General features: G+C 37.5%; 17 protein-coding genes. All 17 read right to left on the minus strand.

Annotated features, from left to right (window positions below):
* Positions 1-8: 8 nt before the first annotated feature.
* Genes SanaruYs_RS04110 through SanaruYs_RS04190 form a run of 17 tightly spaced genes read right to left on the minus strand, consistent with a single transcriptional unit; the run spans position 9 to position 19,173 of the window.
* The gene (locus tag SanaruYs_RS04110; RefSeq protein ID WP_127121216.1) at positions 9-1,481 is read right to left on the minus strand and encodes an asparagine synthase-related protein; all 1,473 of its coding nucleotides are present in this window, start codon (positions 1,479-1,481) and stop codon (positions 9-11) included.
* On the minus strand, positions 1,471-3,360 hold the full coding sequence (gene asnB / locus SanaruYs_RS04115; RefSeq protein ID WP_127121217.1) for an asparagine synthase (glutamine-hydrolyzing): 1,890 nt from the start codon (positions 3,358-3,360) through the stop codon (positions 1,471-1,473). Before asnB ends, SanaruYs_RS04110 begins: the two co-directional genes overlap by 11 nt.
* A gap of 2 nt (positions 3,361-3,362) precedes the next feature.
* Complete coding sequence (locus tag SanaruYs_RS04120; protein ID WP_127121218.1) at positions 3,363-4,469, minus strand: hypothetical protein; 1,107 nt, start codon at positions 4,467-4,469, stop codon at positions 3,363-3,365.
* 13 nt (positions 4,470-4,482) lie between these two features.
* Positions 4,483-5,361, minus strand: coding sequence for an FkbM family methyltransferase (locus tag SanaruYs_RS04125; protein WP_127121219.1), 879 nt, complete (start codon positions 5,359-5,361; stop codon positions 4,483-4,485).
* A 26-nt stretch (positions 5,362-5,387) separates the two neighbouring features.
* A complete protein-coding gene (locus tag SanaruYs_RS04130; protein WP_160118578.1) occupies positions 5,388-6,662 on the minus strand; it encodes an EpsG family protein in 1,275 nt (424 codons plus the stop codon).
* Complete coding sequence (locus SanaruYs_RS04135) at positions 6,659-7,831, minus strand: glycosyltransferase (RefSeq protein ID WP_127121221.1); 1,173 nt, start codon at positions 7,829-7,831, stop codon at positions 6,659-6,661. The genes SanaruYs_RS04130 and SanaruYs_RS04135 overlap by 4 nt, the downstream gene beginning before the upstream one ends.
* 9 nt (positions 7,832-7,840) lie before the next feature.
* Complete coding sequence (locus SanaruYs_RS04140) at positions 7,841-8,692, minus strand: sulfotransferase family protein (RefSeq protein ID WP_127121222.1); 852 nt, start codon at positions 8,690-8,692, stop codon at positions 7,841-7,843.
* Position 8,693: 1 nt separating this feature from the next.
* Positions 8,694-10,103 (minus strand): hypothetical protein, encoded by a 1,410-nt coding sequence (locus tag SanaruYs_RS04145; protein WP_127121223.1) that lies wholly within the window; start codon positions 10,101-10,103, stop codon positions 8,694-8,696.
* Positions 10,100-11,140 carry a pseudaminic acid synthase gene (gene pseI / locus SanaruYs_RS04150; protein WP_127121224.1) on the minus strand — a complete coding sequence of 347 codons (1,041 nt, stop codon included), beginning with the start codon at positions 11,138-11,140 and terminating at the stop codon, positions 10,100-10,102. Before pseI ends, SanaruYs_RS04145 begins: the two co-directional genes overlap by 4 nt.
* Positions 11,137-12,138: a GNAT family N-acetyltransferase gene (locus SanaruYs_RS04155; RefSeq protein WP_127121225.1), complete on the minus strand. Its 1,002-nt coding sequence runs from the start codon at positions 12,136-12,138 to the stop codon at positions 11,137-11,139. Before SanaruYs_RS04155 ends, pseI begins: the two co-directional genes overlap by 4 nt.
* A complete protein-coding gene (locus SanaruYs_RS04160; RefSeq protein WP_127121226.1) occupies positions 12,125-12,841 on the minus strand; it encodes an acylneuraminate cytidylyltransferase family protein in 717 nt (238 codons plus the stop codon). Before SanaruYs_RS04160 ends, SanaruYs_RS04155 begins: the two co-directional genes overlap by 14 nt.
* A complete protein-coding gene (locus SanaruYs_RS04165) occupies positions 12,822-13,751 on the minus strand; it encodes a Gfo/Idh/MocA family protein (RefSeq protein ID WP_160118579.1) in 930 nt (309 codons plus the stop codon). Before SanaruYs_RS04165 ends, SanaruYs_RS04160 begins: the two co-directional genes overlap by 20 nt.
* Complete coding sequence (locus tag SanaruYs_RS04170; RefSeq protein WP_127121228.1) at positions 13,748-14,644, minus strand: Gfo/Idh/MocA family oxidoreductase; 897 nt, start codon at positions 14,642-14,644, stop codon at positions 13,748-13,750. Before SanaruYs_RS04170 ends, SanaruYs_RS04165 begins: the two co-directional genes overlap by 4 nt.
* A 1-nt stretch (position 14,645) precedes the next feature.
* Positions 14,646-15,503 (minus strand): aldo/keto reductase, encoded by an 858-nt coding sequence (locus SanaruYs_RS04175; protein WP_127121229.1) that lies wholly within the window; start codon positions 15,501-15,503, stop codon positions 14,646-14,648.
* Positions 15,493-16,650, minus strand: coding sequence for a UDP-4-amino-4,6-dideoxy-N-acetyl-beta-L-altrosamine transaminase (gene pseC, locus SanaruYs_RS04180; RefSeq protein ID WP_127121230.1), 1,158 nt, complete (start codon positions 16,648-16,650; stop codon positions 15,493-15,495). The genes SanaruYs_RS04175 and pseC overlap by 11 nt, the downstream gene beginning before the upstream one ends.
* 15 nt (positions 16,651-16,665) lie before the next feature.
* Positions 16,666-17,682: a UDP-N-acetylglucosamine 4,6-dehydratase (inverting) gene (pseB, locus tag SanaruYs_RS04185; RefSeq protein ID WP_127121231.1), complete on the minus strand. Its 1,017-nt coding sequence runs from the start codon at positions 17,680-17,682 to the stop codon at positions 16,666-16,668.
* 9 nt (positions 17,683-17,691) lie between these two features.
* Positions 17,692-19,173, minus strand: a complete 1,482-nt coding sequence (locus SanaruYs_RS04190; RefSeq protein WP_127121232.1) for a lipopolysaccharide biosynthesis protein — start codon at positions 19,171-19,173, stop codon at positions 17,692-17,694.
* Positions 19,174-19,197: the final 24 nt, after the last annotated feature.

The raw sequence follows: 19,197 nt of genomic DNA on the forward strand, positions 1-19,197 counted from the left end.
TCAGATAATCAATTTGAAATTGAACTCCTAAGTTTTCTAAGATAGTATCTTAAAAAATAGTCTATTCTAAGTTGTATAGATCGAAACTTACCTCTTTCTCTGGGCAATGAACTTTTAACAGAATATCGATTCTCAAACATGACAAAAGAAATACACCACGAAATAGCCTCGAGGTAATCAAAATTAAACCCTTGATGGCGATACGTTAATTTTATAAGTTGTTTTAAACGTTTCAAATCAATAATTGCTGAATCATGATGGTCAACAAAATGTAATAGTCTATCGTGCAACTGAACTTGCAAATAATTTTCATAGGAGTGATGACGTCTTTTAAACTCGTCTGCTGACACACCAATTTGACCATAGGGCTTGCCTGTTCTCGCCCAAGGAATGTCTTTCAGATCAGTTTTAAAATGAACGAGAAGTTCTTTATAAATATCATCATTTCTAACCGTTGTATTTAATGACCACATAAATCCAAACACCTCAGGACTTGTAAAGGCCTGGTATAAGGGAACTTTTTCATTAATAACCTCCATGCAAGGGTTCAACATTCTTCGCATGTAGTGCAATTGCCTGTCAAGTTCATGTTGAGCATAGTCATCAGGTCGTTCAAAAAGAGAGTGGTAGCGATTAACCTCATTATTCAATTGCAATTTGAGATTGTTGATGCTATTAAATTGCACCAAATAACTGAATCGAGATCTGCCCTTAAAAATCGAGCTTACCTTTGACACATGCCGACCCGAAAACTCAGCTCGTCCTACACTGTCGCCATAGCTTCCTGCCAAGATCACATCCACTTCACTTTCAGCATCATTGGCAATATCAGGCATCGCATGCAAATGAAGGCCGGAGTATTCACAACCCCGATCAGCCGCTAATTCTATATTTCGCCACAACCGTTCTACATCTACTATGTAATGTTTCCAATTCCAACCTAAACGAATGGCAATCTCCTTACTATAAACAACATCACGAGAATCGGAATTACCCCAGGTATAAGCAGTTACGCTTGTAACATTAACACGCTTCGTTTTTATTAAGTAATCTAAAACTCCGGCTACCATCCTGCTATCCATCCCACCACTTAACAGTATACCTACTCTAGTACTTACACCAACATACACTTCGATTTCATTGCATAATAATTCAAACAATCTTTTTGCTATCTCAGGCACTGAGTATAGACTATTACCATGAGTTGGTAAGGCATGTGTTGTCCAACGATTATTATCTAAAAAAGACATCCAAGGGGTTCTGTAAAGTCCATTCAAGATTGTCTTATCGCCTAACATGAAATTCTTACTGAGCACAGAAATGATTGAAGACTCATCTACTTCTCTATTCTCATATTTAGAAAGAGCTTCTTTAAAGTTTTCGTAAACGACTAGCTCACTTTTATTTTTAGCATAGGAATAATATTTATTAAATGCACCCAGATAGTTTGAGTCATCAAGATGACGATGTTTACTTACCATTTAAATATTGCTTTGCCCAAGATTCAAAACCAATGGCTAACCATATCATATTGAGTTTATCAGAAGATATGGTATCCAAATTCTTTACCCAAGAATCCACCAATTTATAATTAAAAATCCCCCTATCCTTGAGGGCAGAAAACCACTCATCATTCCATCGGGTATAAAATTCATCTGAATTGAAAAATTCACGTAATGGAATTGGAAATCCCTTCTTTGTACGAAAAGCAAACTCATGCCCAAACTTGTTTTCAGCAATCTTTTTTAAGATCAGCTTAGGTTCTTTTACACGTTGTTCGCCCAACAAAGCTTTGGCTCCTAATTGAAGACTAAAATCAACTAACTCATTATCCAGAAATGGAACGCGATTCTCAATACTATGTGCCATTGACATTTTATCCTGACGCATGAGCAAATCAGGCAGATAAGTTTTTATCTCATATTTCCTCTGTTTTAAAAGAGGATCTCCGGTAAGCTCATGGTAGATGGCAAGACGTTGAGAAATAGAATTTTGAAAACTAAAGTTAGCCTTTATATCACATAAGGAGTCTATGGAGGAAAAGCTATTTGCCAGAATCAATCGAATATCTTTATTAAGAAAACTAAGGCCATAGCGATGAATTGACCGTTTATTTCTTTTAAGTAATCCTAACAATTCATGTGAGGGGAACGCTCCACCTGAAAAAGTCACAAATCGTTTGTAGCCCGCTAAAACCTCATCAGCGCCCTCACCACTCAACAATACAGTGACATGTTGCTTTGCCATTTGACTCAACAAATAAATACCAATGGTATTAGGATGATTAAGGGGCTGTTCAAAATGCCAAACCACTTTATCCAATTCATTTAAATAATACTTACTGTTGAGTTCGTATTTATGACCACGTAATCCTAATTTATGAATAACCTGATCAATGTAGATCTCTTCAGAATATTTCTCCTGATCTGGAATAATAGAAATAGTTTCAAGCTGATTATGCCCTATTAATTGTGCAGCGAAGAAACTAATTAACGATGAATCAACACCTCCGGATAGTTGCGAGCCAAGTTTAACATCCGAAATAAGTTGACGTTTAACTGATTTTTGTAAAATTTCCTCAAGACGATCCTGTGTTAACTCATCACTTTTATAGGTTGATTTATTGATATCAAAATATTTATTTTTAACTACCTCAAGCGAAGGCTTAATAACCCAATACTCGCCCGGCTCCATGTTTACAATATTCTTAAATAATGTTTTGTTTACTAAATTTCTAAACAACAGAAACTCATCAATATCAGTTTCGTTGAGCTGAAAATCAAACTCAGTTAAGGCTTTGAAACTCTTCATCTCAGATGAAAAAGCTATTCTCTCTGGCTCACGTAAAACGTACAACGGCTTAATGCCAAATCGATCTCTAATCAAAGTGACTGTATTCTCTAAGCCATCATAGAGTACTATTGCAAACATACCATTCAGCCTAGTAAGCATACCCTCTAAGCCATACTCAATATAAAGTTTTAAGACAATTTCAGTATCGGAAGTGCTTTTAAATCGATGTCCCTTTTGAATCAGTTCATTTTTAAAATCAAATGCATTATAGATTTCTCCATTCAACATCAACACTATCTTTCTTTCCAAGTCAATCATCGGTTGATGCCCATTTACCGATAAGTCTAGAATGCTAAGTCGATTAAAACCAAACATTACATTAGCATCACTTTTAGTGATTTCATCCTGAAGTGAATATTCCTGTATACTGTGATCATTACTACTAATACCTACCATGCCGACATCATCAGGTCCGCGATGCCGTTGCAGACTCAGCATACTTTTTATGGTTGATAGTGATTGCTCATTTTTACCAGTACTTAGATAATATCCTGTTAATCCACACATGACTATTTTGAATCGATTAAGTACGCCAATTGAGCTGAGTCTAAATATTCAACCTCTGGCCAACGTTTATTAACTCGTTTTAATAATTGATCTAAATCCTGAAGACCTTTATCCCTATTTTTTTCAATTAACCGACCTATATAATTAACTCTATGGGAACTAATAATAGCTGGTTTGTTCCATTTAAACGCAATGCCAATCTCGTGTAAACATCTATCCACCCAATCGATAGCGGGATTATTCACTCGTTCAAACGATACATTCCTTATTGTATAATGTTGACCTCGTTTTCCGTGTTCACCCATAAAATGCCTTTTAGATGAGAAGCCATTTGACTGTGGTGTTTTTTGAACTCTCCCACCTTGAAAAAAAATCACCCCGAATTTTGACGCTTCTATCTCAAACTCATCAGACCAATAATAGCATGGAGCAATTGTTGAGACTGATTTAAACCCAAAAATTTCTTCAAATCGTACTAAGCCCCTTCTAACGGTTTCTTCTAAAGGTTCAATTTGATTGGTTCTTCTATAGCCCCAACTATCCAAATACTCCAATGGACACGAGGAATCATTTCGTGCATGAAGATTAGCCATACCAAAATTAAACGCTTCCAAAGTAGATTCTTGACTACTTTGTAAATCAAGAATCCAGTTATTAATGTTCACGTGCTCTGTTGCATGAAATTGGGGGTAAAAACAACCCGCTTCTATTCCTGTCATTATCAAATTCATTACACCTGAGCTATCAGGATAGTGTTGATACGTATCAAGAACATCCTTCCGGTGGTATGAAGAAAAGTTATCTGATTTGATCTTATCAAAGTCCGGATTGAACATGACATAATTGAGAGTAAACTTTGGTATACTGCCAGATTGCGAAATATTCTTAGTAAGAATCTCCATCAAACCTGTAACATCATCCCTTCGTTCGACTGCATCATTCTTGCTGTACTCGCAAGATGCCAGCGGGTACTTCCCATTTAATTTTGTATATGCCACTATACCACTGGTTCTTACCATACCCCAATCATCGCTTTCAAAAACAACTAGTTTTCTTTTGGTTCTCCAACCTGGAATATTAGCAAAATGACTTTTTACACTATCTAACATGGACAATGCCACTCTAATTCGATTGCAAACACAAAATCATTGGATTACCCTCTAAATTGTCACCCACTTTTATTCTAATTAGCTGCTCTTCTCTGCTTTCGCGATATTCTGTCAGTAAAAAAAGCTGGTACCCCAGTTCGGATAAAAATTTAAGAATATGCTGATAATTTGTATCATAATCAAAGGCTAGAATCTCAATATGAAATTCTATTAGCAAAATGGGGCGAATCTTTTGAAGCATTCCCTTCATACCCTGTAACACCATCCACTCAGCTCCTTCCACATCAATTTTAATAAAATCAGGGATTAGATTATTCTCTGAAATGTAACTATCAATTGAAACACTTGCTACGGTATCGAACTGTCCACTAACACGCTTAATGCTTAGCCCAGGACTGGGCTGATTAAGATGGGGGATTTTAATTTGACCAGCCTTATTAGATACTGCTACATTATTCAACTTCACATTGGTAAAACGATTGATTTCTATATTCCTCTCAATTATGTTTTTGCATTTATCGTCCATTTCAAAAGCATGAACCTGACCTGACTTGGCGATTGCCGCTGCCAGACAAGTAAAATATCCGATATGTGCCCCTATATCAAAAACAACAGAATTATTTTTTACATATTTTACAAATAGCCCAGAGGCTATTGGCTCATGAATAGTATTAGTATAACGAGGATAAAACCAATTATTCGAGTATATATCACTAGTGTCAAATGTGACAGAGGCATTTCCAATTTGTAACAAAAAGGTATCAAGGTTATTAACTTTACTTTTTATTTTAGATTGGGAAAAATCATTGATTAATCCTATCCTGCTAAGCAATTTTTTTATTGGACTAAAAAGTCCTAAATATTGAAGCTTCTTCTTTAGCGTTTTTTTCATAATCTGAACTTTGAAGTATAAATAAGTTAATGGCCAACCAGCCACTCTGATAAACTTACATCACTGAAAACTAGGAAAGATGTCATTACATTATTGACCAATAAAAGTGGATCAACAGTATAGAATCCAGCTCTAAATGTTACCAACACTTTTATGAAAAGTAAGGGTGCTAAAGCAATACTTATATATTTCAATCGAGCATCACGGCTATGTGTATAAATAATAAGGTATCTAAGTAAGAGTAAAACCAAAAAAATATGGCTAAATCGAAAAAGTGCTAAGCTTAGGTTATAGCTTAACAAACTCAACACCAAAAAGACATCCAGTAATGGCCTGAACCGCAAAGACTCCTGCGTATCTCTAACTTTCAAAATTAAAAAAAACTCCAGTAAATAGAATAAAATCATCATGAAAGGAAAAGAATAGTAGTTAAACTCTACATACCAATTCGTACTGGGACCTGACATTCGCGCCTTTTGAAATCCTTCGTAACTAGCATAACCTTCTGCACTTGACTGTATGGCCGTTTCATCAAAAAATGACAGCGCTTGCTGAAAAGCATCAAAATAAGACGACACCGAAGTGACTAAGAAGATGAATAGCGATATGGGTATTAATAATTTTGTAATTCGTGATCTAAAAAATAGAAAGGGCAACGTTATAATGAATGGAAAAATAAAAGTATAGTGAATCAATACGGATAATGAAGCATAAAAAATGTGCTTCTTCCTAAAAGTGGATAAAAAAAGAATGATCTGGGAAATAAATAAAAAAAATGCTGTATAGAAACGGACACCAGTAACACCTCTATAAAATGGAATCAATAGAATTAATGACAACAAAAGAATATAATATACAAAATCAAATTTATGCTTGCCTAAAAGACTATATGCAGCGTTGAGCATTTGCAAAAATAAAAGCGTGTATATAACAGATGTTAGCCCCCAAAACCATCGGGGATTGTCAGTAAATCTGGAAGTAACAAACTGTAGCGTAACAGCATATAAATCGGGCTTAGCTGCTGCAACAGCATACTCCAGATCAAGATCATCAAAGTCGGTATAAAGGTTATTAATCCGCTCAAAGTAATCTGACCATGAATAATCACTAATGACATAAAAACTTTGTTTGTAGCGTACGATATCCCCCGAATCAACAAAAACTGTGTATCCGTATAGGAATGAAAAGGCTAGTATAATCCATTGAAACCGTTTATTGAACCCTCTTCTCAAGGCCAGAATAAAGGAAAGAAATGGCCAAACAATAAATAGTAGCCAGTAATATTTTACATTTCCAATCAAGATTGCTTCATCAATTTAATCCAAGAATCAGTTATGTTCTCGGGATAGTATTTAACTAGTCCTTCTTGAGCATTACTCGCCATTTCTTGTCGTAAATCTTCATTACGCATCAAATGAGTAAGTCCTTTTACATAGGAATCAACATCAAACTTGTCAAAAATCATCCCTGACTTTTTATCAACAATAATATCCTGGAGGCCGGTGTAACAATTAAAGGCAAAAGGTACTACGCCATAAGCCTGTGCTTCAACCAATACCATCCCAAAACCTTCAAAGGCCGAAGTCATGCAAAAGAATTTTGATCTCTGCAAAAATGGCTGCGGATCAGCGTAGCCATGAAGTATTATACGCTGTAAATCCAATTTTGCAATTTTCTCTTGCATATGTTTACGCATAGGTCCATCTCCGAGTATATCAAAGGACCAATCGGGGAAAGAGCCTTGCAATCTACCCCAAATATCTAGTAGCAGATCAACCCGTTTTTGATGATAATCCAATCTCCCCACATATAACAACCTATTCTCTTTAAATTTTTCTACTCCTTCTTGCGACCTGTAAGGGGCAGGGTTGGGGATAGCTGTGACTTTATTGATGTTTTTGTAAACACCATAACTCTTAAGTTCAGCGACAAACCTCGGTGATAGTAAAACCAAGTTATCAGAAATATCAAGAATTTTTTTAAACTGGTTTCCGTACTTAATCTTATTATAACGTTTAAGCAACCACCACACAAAGGGATAATCAAAGCGTTTAAGTATGGAAGTGGGGCCTATATTGTCTAAAACAATATTGCGATAATTCTCCAAGTAGCATGAGATACAGTTATGATGAACCGTAATTATCTTTACTTTTTTTTCCCTTCTTTTTGCAACACCATTCAAAATTGCCAGTAATTGCTTATGCATACTTGCCTGATTGATGATTACATCAATCTTGAGTTTGTCCACTAATCCAACAAGATAATCCTGACAATTGAGGATTTTATTAACAGCATCAGGAAAAATATACTGTGGTATGCCTTTAACCTCCACTGGGGCATGTTCTGCCACACATAAGTAAATCACCGAATGTTCTAATCGTTTAAACTCTAGAGCCAGAGTCTCTGTAACACGCTGCACCCCACCTTTATTAGCATCTATGGGGAATGAGGATAGAAATAAAATAGTCAATGATGTATATCAAATTAGTTTAGTAACCTTAAAGAGCTGTTCGTATTCATCCTGGTACTCTTTGCTTAACAGCTTATGCAATTCAGGTGAGATCTTTGTTAAGTCCTTTTTCTGAAAAAAAGATTGATATAATTTCAATACAAATTCTTTACCTGGAAAATTTCGCCCCCCAAAGAACCTAAGAATAAATTTATGAAGGGATTTGAATCTGGGAGAAGTGGTGGTGTTACTCTTCGGTATTATTTTAGAAAACTCATTTTTAACATCTAAGAATTCACACAATTGCTTTACAACACCATCCTGATTCTTTATGAAGTCATGAAAGTTAACTATCAATATTTGATCCTTCCTTAATCGTTCGTGCCATAAATTAATGTATTTTAAATACTTGCCGTGCTCGATGGCGTATCGACACATGTCACGATCTAATTCATTTCTCTTGATCAATTCATAATACTTTTCAAGAGTAACATATCCATGATACTTTAAAAGCCAGTTCAAATTATATTTATACGTACTCACAAAACGTTCTACTGGATCTCGAACAATAAAAATAACTTTCGAATCATTTATACCTGAGATATAATCCAATGCCATCTTCTGATAGAAGTTGCAAACCGATGCCTCCATGCGGTACCGGGTTGTTTTACCGCTAAAGTAGTTGGCCCATGAAGCATTCTTAGATGAGATATTTTGATCAGGGTTAAATAATTCATAATCCCTATCGCAAAGAAAATAAGTTTCCTTAGGGTTTGTACCGGAAATTAAAGGATGTGTAACTAAAAAATCAAATAATGAGGATGACCCACATTTCTGAAATCCGACTATAAAAAGATTTGGTTCTTCAACGGAAACAGTCATTTCAATTATTAAAATTTTTAAATCTAAAACTCACAAAATTATTTCCGAACTCTGTAAATCTGTCATCTCTAATCACTTTGTCCCACCATTCATTAATCTGAACGGCATTAAGATGATTTACTAATGACTGTATATTGGGATGTATAACTTTTAGGTTAGTCAAATTCTCATAATAGCTAGCTACAGCTTGAGAGGGTGAATAATTCGTGTTTACACCTAATACAGGTTGCATGCAATAAACTGCTTCCAGAAAATTGGTACTGGGTAATTGCAGGTGAACTATAACTTTTGATTTAGCAGCTAATATTGCTAAAGGCCCTTTACCATCATCAATACTGATCGAATCCTTCTCAACCTTTAAGAATGCAAGTTCATTTGGTGAGGAGACCAACCTGGTTGTCGTCAATCTTGGTCTAAGCACAACATTCCCATATTTCTTCCTGTCAAGATTACTAATTAAATATCGATATGTATTGTAGTAGTACTCTTTTGTATATTCATCAATGAGAGAAAATACAATAAGACAGTCTATGCTTTGTTGTACACTTAAATCAAGTTGCTTTTTCCAACTACGGAAGTATTGCTCCATTCTATAAGCCTTTCCCGGTTCATCCTTCTCATTGACCTTCCAACCATATGTAATAAATTTATCAATTGTTCTGTAAAATAATTTACTTGGTGAGAATGAAACCTCTCCAATATACCCTCCTGTCTGATAAAAGAATATTTTGGCACCATACTCTTGATACTTAGCTAGCGTCAAGTATGAAAAAGGTGATTGCAAATGTTCATAATGAAATATCTTTTCTCCGGGATTGTTTACTATTGGAATACTTTCCAAATTTTTTGCAAAATGTTCAAGAAAAAATGTGGGTAAATTGGCAATGATATTCCTGATAAACATATCATACCTACCATTAGTATGATTTACTGCACGCTTACGAAGGCCAACATTATGTACTGGCATTAACCAGGGAAAATACTCGGATGTAGCAACCCCTACTCCATTTCTCTCATGTTCATGAGAACGGGTTCCTATGCATAGGTTAGCATTACTTTTAATCTTTTCTTGAAATACATTTAGAGAAGTCCCCTTCTTAAATTTTCTTCCCAGGTATACAAGCCAATTTTTCAAAACCCCCTTCCTGACTGGAATCTGCCTTGAATTTACTGAAACAAATAACGCAGGTTCATTGTAATCAGAATTACTCATCAAAGGCTCACGATTTAAGCATGTCTTCAAATGATCACTTAGCACAATCAGCCAAAATCTCTCTGAATAGTTTACATTATGAATCTTGTTCATAATCGGAAAGAGTATGGAGCAAAGCTGCTCAATACGCTCATTTCTTCTATTTACGATATCAGGATCATTGTAAGGAGCATCCTTAATCCTATATTGACCTGTCATTTTATTAACTCAAAACTAACCCTATCGCCTTTCTTTAAACTTTGTTTGGACTTCTTTCCAATGATCTCAGATAAATACATGGGATGCAAACCGTATCCCGGACGAATTGATCGAATGTGAGCTTCTGTGATTATATCTCCTTCATTGATATCGCTTACCACATATAAAGACCTACAAAAATCCTTACCTGTTTTCTGCTTATCGGTAAGATCATAGTTTACGACCCCCAAAGCACTTTCGGCTTCGCGTACTGCTTTTACCATGGCTGTGAACTCTTGCTCGTTCATAGAAAAGGAAGCGTCAGGCCCTCCAATGGAGCGATCGAGTATAAAATGCTTTTCAATTATTTTTGCCCCCATGCAGGTTGCTACAATAGGTACCGTACTGCCCATGGTATGATCTGAAAGGCCCGTGATGACTCCGAAACGTTCGGCCATGTCTTTCACCATTACCATGTTGGCCTCTTCTATTGGTGCCGGATAACTGGAGGTACATTTTAACAAGGCAATTGTATTATTCTTCATTCTGCGGCAGGCATCAAGAGCCAATTGAATATCTTCCATCTCTGCAATGCCTGTTGAAATAATAACAGGTTTTCCTTTTGAGGCTACCAGTTCAATGAGAGGAATATCGGTAATTTCAAAAGAGGCAATTTTGTAGGCTGGAGCATTCAAAGACTCCAGCAAGTCTACAGCAGTTGGATCGAAGGGAGAAGAGAAACAAACAAGTCCTTCTTCGGCTGCTGCCTTGAAAAGTGTTTCATGCCACTCCCAGGGTGTATAGGCCTCCTTGTACAAGTCATACAAATATTTACCATCCCAGATTGTTCCCTGACTTAGTTTAAAATCATCAGAACGTACATTGAGCGTGATAGTATCAGCTGTATAGGTTTGTAGCTTGATGGCATCGGCACCCGACCGTTTCGCTGCTTTGATGGTAGCCAGTGCATTTTCCAGGCTTCCATTGTGATTCGCAGAAAGCTCTGCAATAATAAATACGGGATGCTTGTCCCCTATCTCTACATGTCCAATTTTCATATTATTGATAAATAATAGTTGGATTTCGTTCCGTCATCTTGGCTCTTTTCAAAGCCCAGATTCTCAAACACTTTTACTGAGGGTAAATTTTCGTTGATGACCCAGCCAGTGATACGTGTTATTTGATGCCCAGCCTCCTGCTTAAATTGTTCAATTCCCTTTTTCAACAGGATTCTTCCAAATCCCATTCCATGATATTTTGGATCAAGTAAATAGCTAATCATTGCTTCGTTGGTATCAATATCAAATCGGATTGATCCTATTGGCTCATCTCCTTGCATCAACAGATAATAAAAACAGTGATTGGATTTAAGTTTATTCGCAAACCACATTTTGTGATCTAACCATTGTATTTCAGATTGATTCAATGCAAACTCCCTAACCTTCGGGTTTGTTGCCCATCGAAAAGTAGTCGCTGCATCGGTTAATAAGGCTGGTCGCAAATAGCAATGAACCTTGGCATGAATTACAACAGAAATAAAGCGCTCATCGAAAAAAGCATGTTCCTTTAAGGTTGCTTCGCGGTAAAATCCGCTTTTCTCTAACACCGGGTATAAGTGCGGACGCAGGTTAAAAGCATAGGTAAAAATTTTATGTAAGTCAAGCTCTTCAAAAGCTACTCGTTCAATTAATGAAAGATAGGTTGACCAATGAAACTCAAAAAATTCTTTCTCCAGGGTAGTATCCATGATAAAGGATATCTCGGCATTTCGGTTAGTCCAATCAATATGTACTAAACCGCCATAACCAATACAAGTATCACCATCCAGATAAGAAAATAAGATTTGCCCCGGCTTGTCAAGATCAAATAACTTGGCCACAACCGTCTTAAAATATTGATCCTGATCCTCTGGCGTAAGAATTCTGTTTTGTCGTAAATGATACATTTGCTCATTTCGCCATTGCATAATACTAAATCGATCCTCCATTCGGATGGGAACAATAGCATATTGCTTGAAATAAAACTGCTGTTTAGTCAGGCACTTATATTCCATCATCTTTTTGTTCTGCAGATCCTAACATTTTTGCCAATTCCAGATCCTCATAATTATCAATATCTACAGCCCGTTTCCAGTTCATCTCCCAAAAGACATGTCCGTTACCATAAAATGTATTTTCATTATATAGTGCCTCAACATTAGCTACCCATATTGCACCTGTTGGGCTAAACAGCTCAGGTAAATCTTGTGAACGTTTTTTAGCGTCTTCAAAAATCCAGGAAGGATGCCCCTCTTGGTCCAACGTAACAGCCCACCAGGGGTTCATCCATGTATACTTAAAACATGAAATAAGAAAGTTGGATTTTGATTTTACAAAATATTGGTAAGCATTAATAATGTCTTGAGCATTTCGCAATGGACAAACCGCAAAGAGCTGTATAACCTCATCAAAATAAATCCCTTGTTCTTCCATTAGCTGCAAGGTGCGTATTGTTGCTTCACTTACCGGGCTGTAGTCATCTGCCTTACTGTCGCGTAAACCCGGCACTTCTGCACCCCATTGTCTGGCTACTGTAGCAATTTCTTCACTATCGGTGCTTACCACAATCTTTTCAAAAAGTCCAGAATCTCTGGCAGCTTCTATTGTCCATGCGATCAAAGGTTTTCCCATGAAGTCAATAATGTTTTTACCGGGAATGCGCTTAGACCCCCCTCTGGCTGGAATGATAGCCACGATTCGTTTATGATTGCTGCTCGACATGTTGAATTAATGCTAAAACTCCCACTGCTTCCTTCAATGTTGCGTTGGTGGATCCTCCATGCAAGATAAAATCTGCAAAATCTTTCAACTGAGCTTGATACATTTCATCAATGGCATCTGTAGTGAATTTGAAGAGCGCTTCACTTTTATTACTCTCATACGGTGTATACCAAATTCCCTCCATTGTCCAGTAATACAATCCTTTAGAGGTAAACGCTTCCCCCTCATTCCTGTTGATTGGCGAGAAGAAATCCAATTCAAAATTAACTCTGGCTCCTGATTTTGTTTTTATGGTAAAGAAGGCAAAATCATCAGTATCAATGTCTAAAAAAGAGAGGCGATCTGTTACACCTTTAATGGATTGAGGCTCTCCAAACCAATGAAGCGCCATATCAATTTCATGCGACAAAGTGCGGATAACACCACCACCTAAAGCTTTTATTGCTGTATATTCTTTTGTGTAGTCTGCGTAAGGATGCCATTTAGGCAAGTAGTAAGATCTCTTAAATGATATTTTAAAAGGCGGATCATTTGCAAATATCTCTGTGAGTTTAACCACAAGAGGTGAAAACCGCATACAATAAGCCACTCTTATTTGCTCACTAAAAGCAGTAAGCAAGGTAGCCTCAGCAAGTGTATCTGCAATTGGTTTTTCAATTAAAACTTTTACACCTGCCTTTAAAAAAGGCAAGGCTGTTTGGACATGCAGAGCTGTAGGATTTGAAATAATTACTCCATTGGGTTGAAAAGATAAGGCATCTTCAACAGAAAAAAACTCAAGGATATCGCTCTTTTCCTTTCGTGCCCCTTTATTTGTTCTAAGGGCAGCTAATGTTACATTTTCTATAGACTGCAAATGTTTTAAATGCCTCCTACCAATGGAACCGAGACCTATCAGTAAAATTTTCATTTTCTGCCCCATTCAATAATGTCTACAATTTCCATTGTTTCATGTCGAGGTATCAACTGCTTTTTGGTTTCAACCTGTTCAATGAATTTTTGTATGGAGGCCTTAAAACAACTAAAAGAATCTGCGAATAATTTCGTGATCGATCCCTTGCTCCCAAAGAAGGTGATTGCCAAAGGCACCGGATACTTACCTGTCACTTTTACATACGCCATCAGATTCTCCCACTTCACCAGTGTAAGTTGCACCTCTTCTGCCTTTGTTGTTTGCACATGTTTAAGTGTTCCTCGGTTCTCCAGCTGCGCAATGATCGGCTCAAGAATATGCACAGCATAGGTGTCCCACTTTTTCATAACCGAAGCCTCCACCCAATGGATATCACCTATCATCGCTCTGTCTTCCCTTGTCAGTTGGAGCTCTGAGGCATAGCGCAGCGATGAGCAGGTAAAAATCTGTGCCTCGTATTGCTGTTGCTCCAACATAATACTGGCATCCTTATGCGACAAAGCAAAAGGTTTATCTACAAAAACAGGAAGTCCGGCCTTCAGGAATGGCGCCACCATATCAGCATGATTCTCAGCATCGTCTCTGGCCAGTAAAATAGCATCTACGGACTCAATCATTTCTTCCGGATTCAGTACTACAGTTTCAATTTTAGCGGAAGCTGCAACGTGTTTAGAGACAGTTAAATCTTGTGTCCAGATATGGGTAACAATAGCATTGGGAATCTGTGCGTGGGGCCACACTTGTTTAGCCAGGTAATCTGGTATTGCAGGAAAGGGGCATTCATCCATTTTGCTTTTATCATATCCATTGCAAATGGCTGCCCATGAGTAGGGATGTCCGTTCCCTTCGCTCATTCCAATAATTCCTAAACGAAGTTTCTTTCCTTGCATTTTACTTAGGCCATTGATTAGGCATGAGAATAGCTTCGGATATTTCTCCTATTTCGAAATCTTTATCAACCGCTGCTCCCTTAAGTAACGAAGTCAGATTTCTTTCAAGCTGAACTTTTGTGTTTACACCCATCACTACTTTATCAATCGCTGCATGCTGAAGGCAAAATAATAGCAAGGCAGCTGCTCTCTCTTCAATCGAGGGGAATTGCACCGTCAGTTTTTCTATCACGGGCTTTACCGGATTAAAAAAAGCACCAAGGTCTTTACTATCCATTAATAAAAGTCCTTGCAAAAAAGCGGATCTTACATGAATCTCAACCGATCGCTCTTTCAGGAGCTTAAAGTACTGAGCGAAACGTTGGTCCAGCAGACTAAAAGGAATCTGTATCAGATCAGGAATCATGTTCAGTTGAAACAGCTTCTCTAACTCCGCTGGCGTGTACAATGAATATCCAATTTTTTTTACGAGTTTATCCTCTCTCAATTGCAGAAGCTCTTCCCAATAAACGGGATGTTCGATCAAGCTATTGGCGTGGTGAGCAAGATAAGCATACAGAGATTGGCGCTTAAGTTTCTCTAAACTTGTCAGCAAGGAGGTACGCACAGCTTTGCGGTCACCAGCATCAATAAATTTTGAAACAAGCTGAAAGTCAGCACCGGTACATTGCCCAATCACTTCTTCACTATTACCATAGGCAGCGGCTGTATCCAATAGGGTGATCTGTTGATCTCTGGCAAAGTCTAAAATTTCGGTCACTTCTCTCAGGGATGTTTTTCCTTTGGCATTACTGATACCGTAGTCCAACCCAAACTGAACTGTTCCGAGTGCGATTCTATGGTTAATGTTAGCGCTCAAAAAAAGATTTTATTTTTTCAATTACGTAGTCTTGTTCCTCATCGGTAAGCGATGGATACATAGGAATACTCAGACAACGTTCATAATACTTTTCTGCCAAGGGAAAATCTCCTTTTTTCCATCCCAACTTTTTGTAATAGGGCATGGTGTGTACGGGTATATAATGAACTTGCGAAAAAATTCCGGCCTCTCGCAGATAATCATACAGTTCCTTTCTTCTATCTACTTCAATAACATAAAGATGGTATGCATTATGGTGCTTTGCCTCTCTTTGCTGCTTTATTATACCTAGTCTTGCAAAAGCTTCATCATATTTTTTTGCAATCGTTTCTCTTCTTTTTAAACCTGCATCAGCTCGCGAAAGTTGACTGAGTGCTAAAGCTGCCTGAAAATCGGTTAGGCGATAATTGTACCCAAGCTCCTGCATTTCATAATACCAGCCACCATGATTTTCTTCCAGCAAATCAGGATTTTTAGTAATGCCGTGAGTTCTTAGTAATAATAGTTTATCGTATAAGGCCTTAGAATTTGTAGTGATCATCCCTCCCTCACCTGCCGCAATATGTTTTACCGGATGAAAGGAGAAAATGGCAAGGTCTGCAAAGGCACCATTACCGCACATTTGCTTTTTACCCTTACTGTCCATAAAGTATCCACCGGGCGCATGGCAGGCATCTTCAATAATCCAAAGTCCGTGTTCATCAGCAAGCTGTCGGAATGCCTCAAGATTTACAGGGTAGCCCGAAAAATCTACCGGTATAATTCCTGTATAGGTACCTTTAGGGGATGCCTCCAATAATGCACGTACTTTTGCAATATCTATTGTATACGTAGCGGGATCAATGTCAGCAAATACAACATCTCCTCCAGCATAGCGCACACAGTTTGCTGATGCCGCAAAGGTAATGGGTGTGGTGATGACCTTATCGCCTGCCTTTACATTAAGCGCTAAGGCGCAAAGGTGCAAAGCGGCTGTGCCATTGGCAACAGCAACTGCATACTGAGCACCTACGTACTGAGCAAAAGCTTCTTCCAACTTATTGATAGTAGGGCCTTGCGTTAAAAAATCAGAAAGCAAAACTTTGTTAACAGCTTCAACATCTTCTGAAGTAATATGTTGTTTACCGTAAGGAATATTTCTCATCATTGGTAAAAAGGTGTATTAGATTTCATCAAAGGAATGATCAACATTCTCCTTTATTAACTTTCGTAGCTCAGCAACAGAAACCCACTCCGAATTAGTAGCAGAGTTATAGGCAAAACCCATCTCTACTTTCTTGGCTTTGAATTGTTCGATAAAATCTGGGAGTTTCCAACGTGAAGTGGCAGGTACAATTACATAATAATTGCCTACATCATAGGTGTGGAAAGAATCTGATGATGTAATCATTTCTTCATGTATCTTTTCACCTGGCCGAATACCAATCACTGGTTTGCTGCATTCAGGTCCAATCGCTTCTGCCACATCTAAAATTTTATAAGAGGGTATCTTAGGCACATAAATTTCTCCTCCCCACGCATGTTCAAGCGCATGCATGACCATATCCACCCCGCCTTGCAGGGTTATATTAAAGCGAGTCATGGTGGGCTCAGTTATGGGCAGTACGCCCTCTTTTTTCTTCTTGAGGAAGAAAGGAATTACTGATCCATTAGATCCCATTACGTTACCATAGCGCACCACACTGAATCGAATTGGGTTCCACCCTCTGATGTTATTAGCTGCAACAAATAATTTATCGGAAGCCAATTTGGTGGCTCCATAAAGATTAATTGGAGCCGCTGCCTTATCTGTAGAAAGCGCTACCACACGCTCTACTTCAGTTTCGAGACAGGCATTGATAACATTTTCCGCGCCCATAATGTTTGTTTTTACACATTCCATAGGGTTATACTCAGCAATGGGTACGTGTTTCATGGCAGCTGCATGAATTACATAATCAATGCCTTTAAGCGCACGCCTGACACGGTCAAAATCGCGCACGTCACCAATAAAAAATCGGATTTGTGGAAATTTATCCTGAGGATAATCCTGAGCCATTTGAAATTGTTTCTGTTCATCGCGGGAAAAAATAACAAGGCGTTTAGTTTGGGGCCATTTGGCAAGAATATGAGCTGTTAAGGCCTTACCTAAGGAACCTGTACCTCCGGTAATAAGAATTGACTTATTTGTTAAATCCATAATGTCTTACTAAGATCTTCGTGTCGAATCTTTCACTAGTGTAACTATTTCTGAAAAAACCTTTTTATTGAAAAGATAATTGAGTGTAATCCAACCAAATGTATATTCAATTGAAGCTATGGCTACCTTAAAATAAGTCGACAATTCATTGAAATACTGTAATGTAATGTAACCAAGACCTGTTAGAACAATTGCTATCACCAGTAATGGTAAAATATTTAGCAACGTATGCTGAATGGTACAAGCAATTTCTTTACCAGCAAGATACCATGAAGGTATTATTACCAATATGGAAGTTACCACATAAACCACACCTACAGTTAGCATACCTGCTTGCACAGCCAGAAAAAATCCGATCAAAGTAATTAAGCCCGAGAAGGTATTTAGTTTAAAATCTATATTCGAACGACCTTGGGATAACAATACATTACTGGTTAGAAAGCCAAGTGATTTTATAGCAGCTACAACTGAAAGTAATTGAAGTATAGTAACCATTTCTAACCAGGTTTCGCCAGCGAGTAATAAAACAAATGGTTCTGCCATTACAATTAATAAACCCATACCTGGCAATACAAAGAACGCAATGACCCTCATTACCTTCAGGTAGATTGTTCTTACTCTTTGTCTATCATCCTTAATTTGAGAAAATGAAGGAAAGAGTACCGTTGTAAATACAATGTTAAACCTGCGCGTAGGCAAAGTAACAATGGAGTAAGCGCGTGCGTAAATTCCAAGCGCATCTACACCAAGAAATTTACCAATAAGTAAATTATCGCCACTTCCTATCCAATAATGGAAACTATTTGAACCTAAAAGTGGTAGCCCAAACTTTAAATGAGTTTTAAGCTTTGTGTAAGAGAATATAAAGGATGGGCGAAAAGAACTATTGAACCAGTAAAAGATGCTCGTAAATAGTGCCATACACACTTGCTGTACAACAAGTGCCCAAACACCGGCTCCATTTAATGCTGAAGCAATTGAAATAATTGACGCCAAAATACCGGCAAGCGTATTGTTAATGAAAATGGTTTTGAATGCCAACTGTTTACGTAACAAGATACCATGAATAGATCCAAGTGCCTGAATAATGAAAACGGAAGATAATGCACAGGTAATATATATGAGTTTAGGTTCATTATAAAAGCCTGCAATAAGTGGACTTACTAAAATTAACATTAAAGTAAGCAATGAATTAATAATCACAGTCGTCCAAAACACGGTACTCTTATCAACCTCATCAATTTGTTTGGATTGTATAAGTGATGAGCTTATGCCTACGTTAGCCATGACAAATAAGAATCCTGAAAAAACATTCACCATCCCCATTAAACCAAACTCGGTAGGAGTTAGTATACGCATAAGCATAATGCCTACAGCAAATAGTAATGCCAGATTTACCAACTGATTCAGCATATTCCACTTGATACCACTAATGGTTTGGGACTTATGCTTTTTTAAGTCTACATCAGTTTTTACCACCTTTTCAATCAAGAGTAAAAAATTATGAGCTTACCA

Source organism: Chryseotalea sanaruensis (genome assembly GCF_003990915.1).
Taxonomy (GTDB): Bacteria; Bacteroidota; Bacteroidia; order Cytophagales; family Cyclobacteriaceae; genus Chryseotalea; species Chryseotalea sanaruensis.

Bases quoted from the DNA above. Each gene is read 5' to 3' on its own strand.
- SanaruYs_RS04110 (WP_127121216.1), bottom strand. From the start codon at position 1,481: ATGGTAAGTAAACATCGTCATCTTGATGACTCAAACTATCTGGGTGCA.
- asnB (WP_127121217.1), bottom strand. From the start codon at position 3,360: ATGTGTGGATTAACAGGATATTATCTAAGTACTGGTAAAAATGAGCAA.
- SanaruYs_RS04120 (WP_127121218.1), bottom strand. From the start codon at position 4,469: ATGTTAGATAGTGTAAAAAGTCATTTTGCTAATATTCCAGGTTGGAGA.
- SanaruYs_RS04125 (WP_127121219.1), bottom strand. From the start codon at position 5,361: ATGAAAAAAACGCTAAAGAAGAAGCTTCAATATTTAGGACTTTTTAGT.
- SanaruYs_RS04140 (WP_127121222.1), bottom strand. From the start codon at position 8,692: ATGACTGTTTCCGTTGAAGAACCAAATCTTTTTATAGTCGGATTTCAG.
- SanaruYs_RS04145 (WP_127121223.1), bottom strand. From the start codon at position 10,103: ATGACAGGTCAATATAGGATTAAGGATGCTCCTTACAATGATCCTGAT.
- pseI (WP_127121224.1), bottom strand. From the start codon at position 11,140: ATGAAAATTGGACATGTAGAGATAGGGGACAAGCATCCCGTATTTATT.
- SanaruYs_RS04155 (WP_127121225.1), bottom strand. From the start codon at position 12,138: ATGATGGAATATAAGTGCCTGACTAAACAGCAGTTTTATTTCAAGCAA.
- SanaruYs_RS04160 (WP_127121226.1), bottom strand. From the start codon at position 12,841: ATGTCGAGCAGCAATCATAAACGAATCGTGGCTATCATTCCAGCCAGA.
- SanaruYs_RS04165 (WP_160118579.1), bottom strand. From the start codon at position 13,751: ATGAAAATTTTACTGATAGGTCTCGGTTCCATTGGTAGGAGGCATTTA.
- SanaruYs_RS04170 (WP_127121228.1), bottom strand. From the start codon at position 14,644: ATGCAAGGAAAGAAACTTCGTTTAGGAATTATTGGAATGAGCGAAGGG.
- pseC (WP_127121230.1), bottom strand. From the start codon at position 16,650: ATGATGAGAAATATTCCTTACGGTAAACAACATATTACTTCAGAAGAT.
- pseB (WP_127121231.1), bottom strand. From the start codon at position 17,682: ATGGATTTAACAAATAAGTCAATTCTTATTACCGGAGGTACAGGTTCC.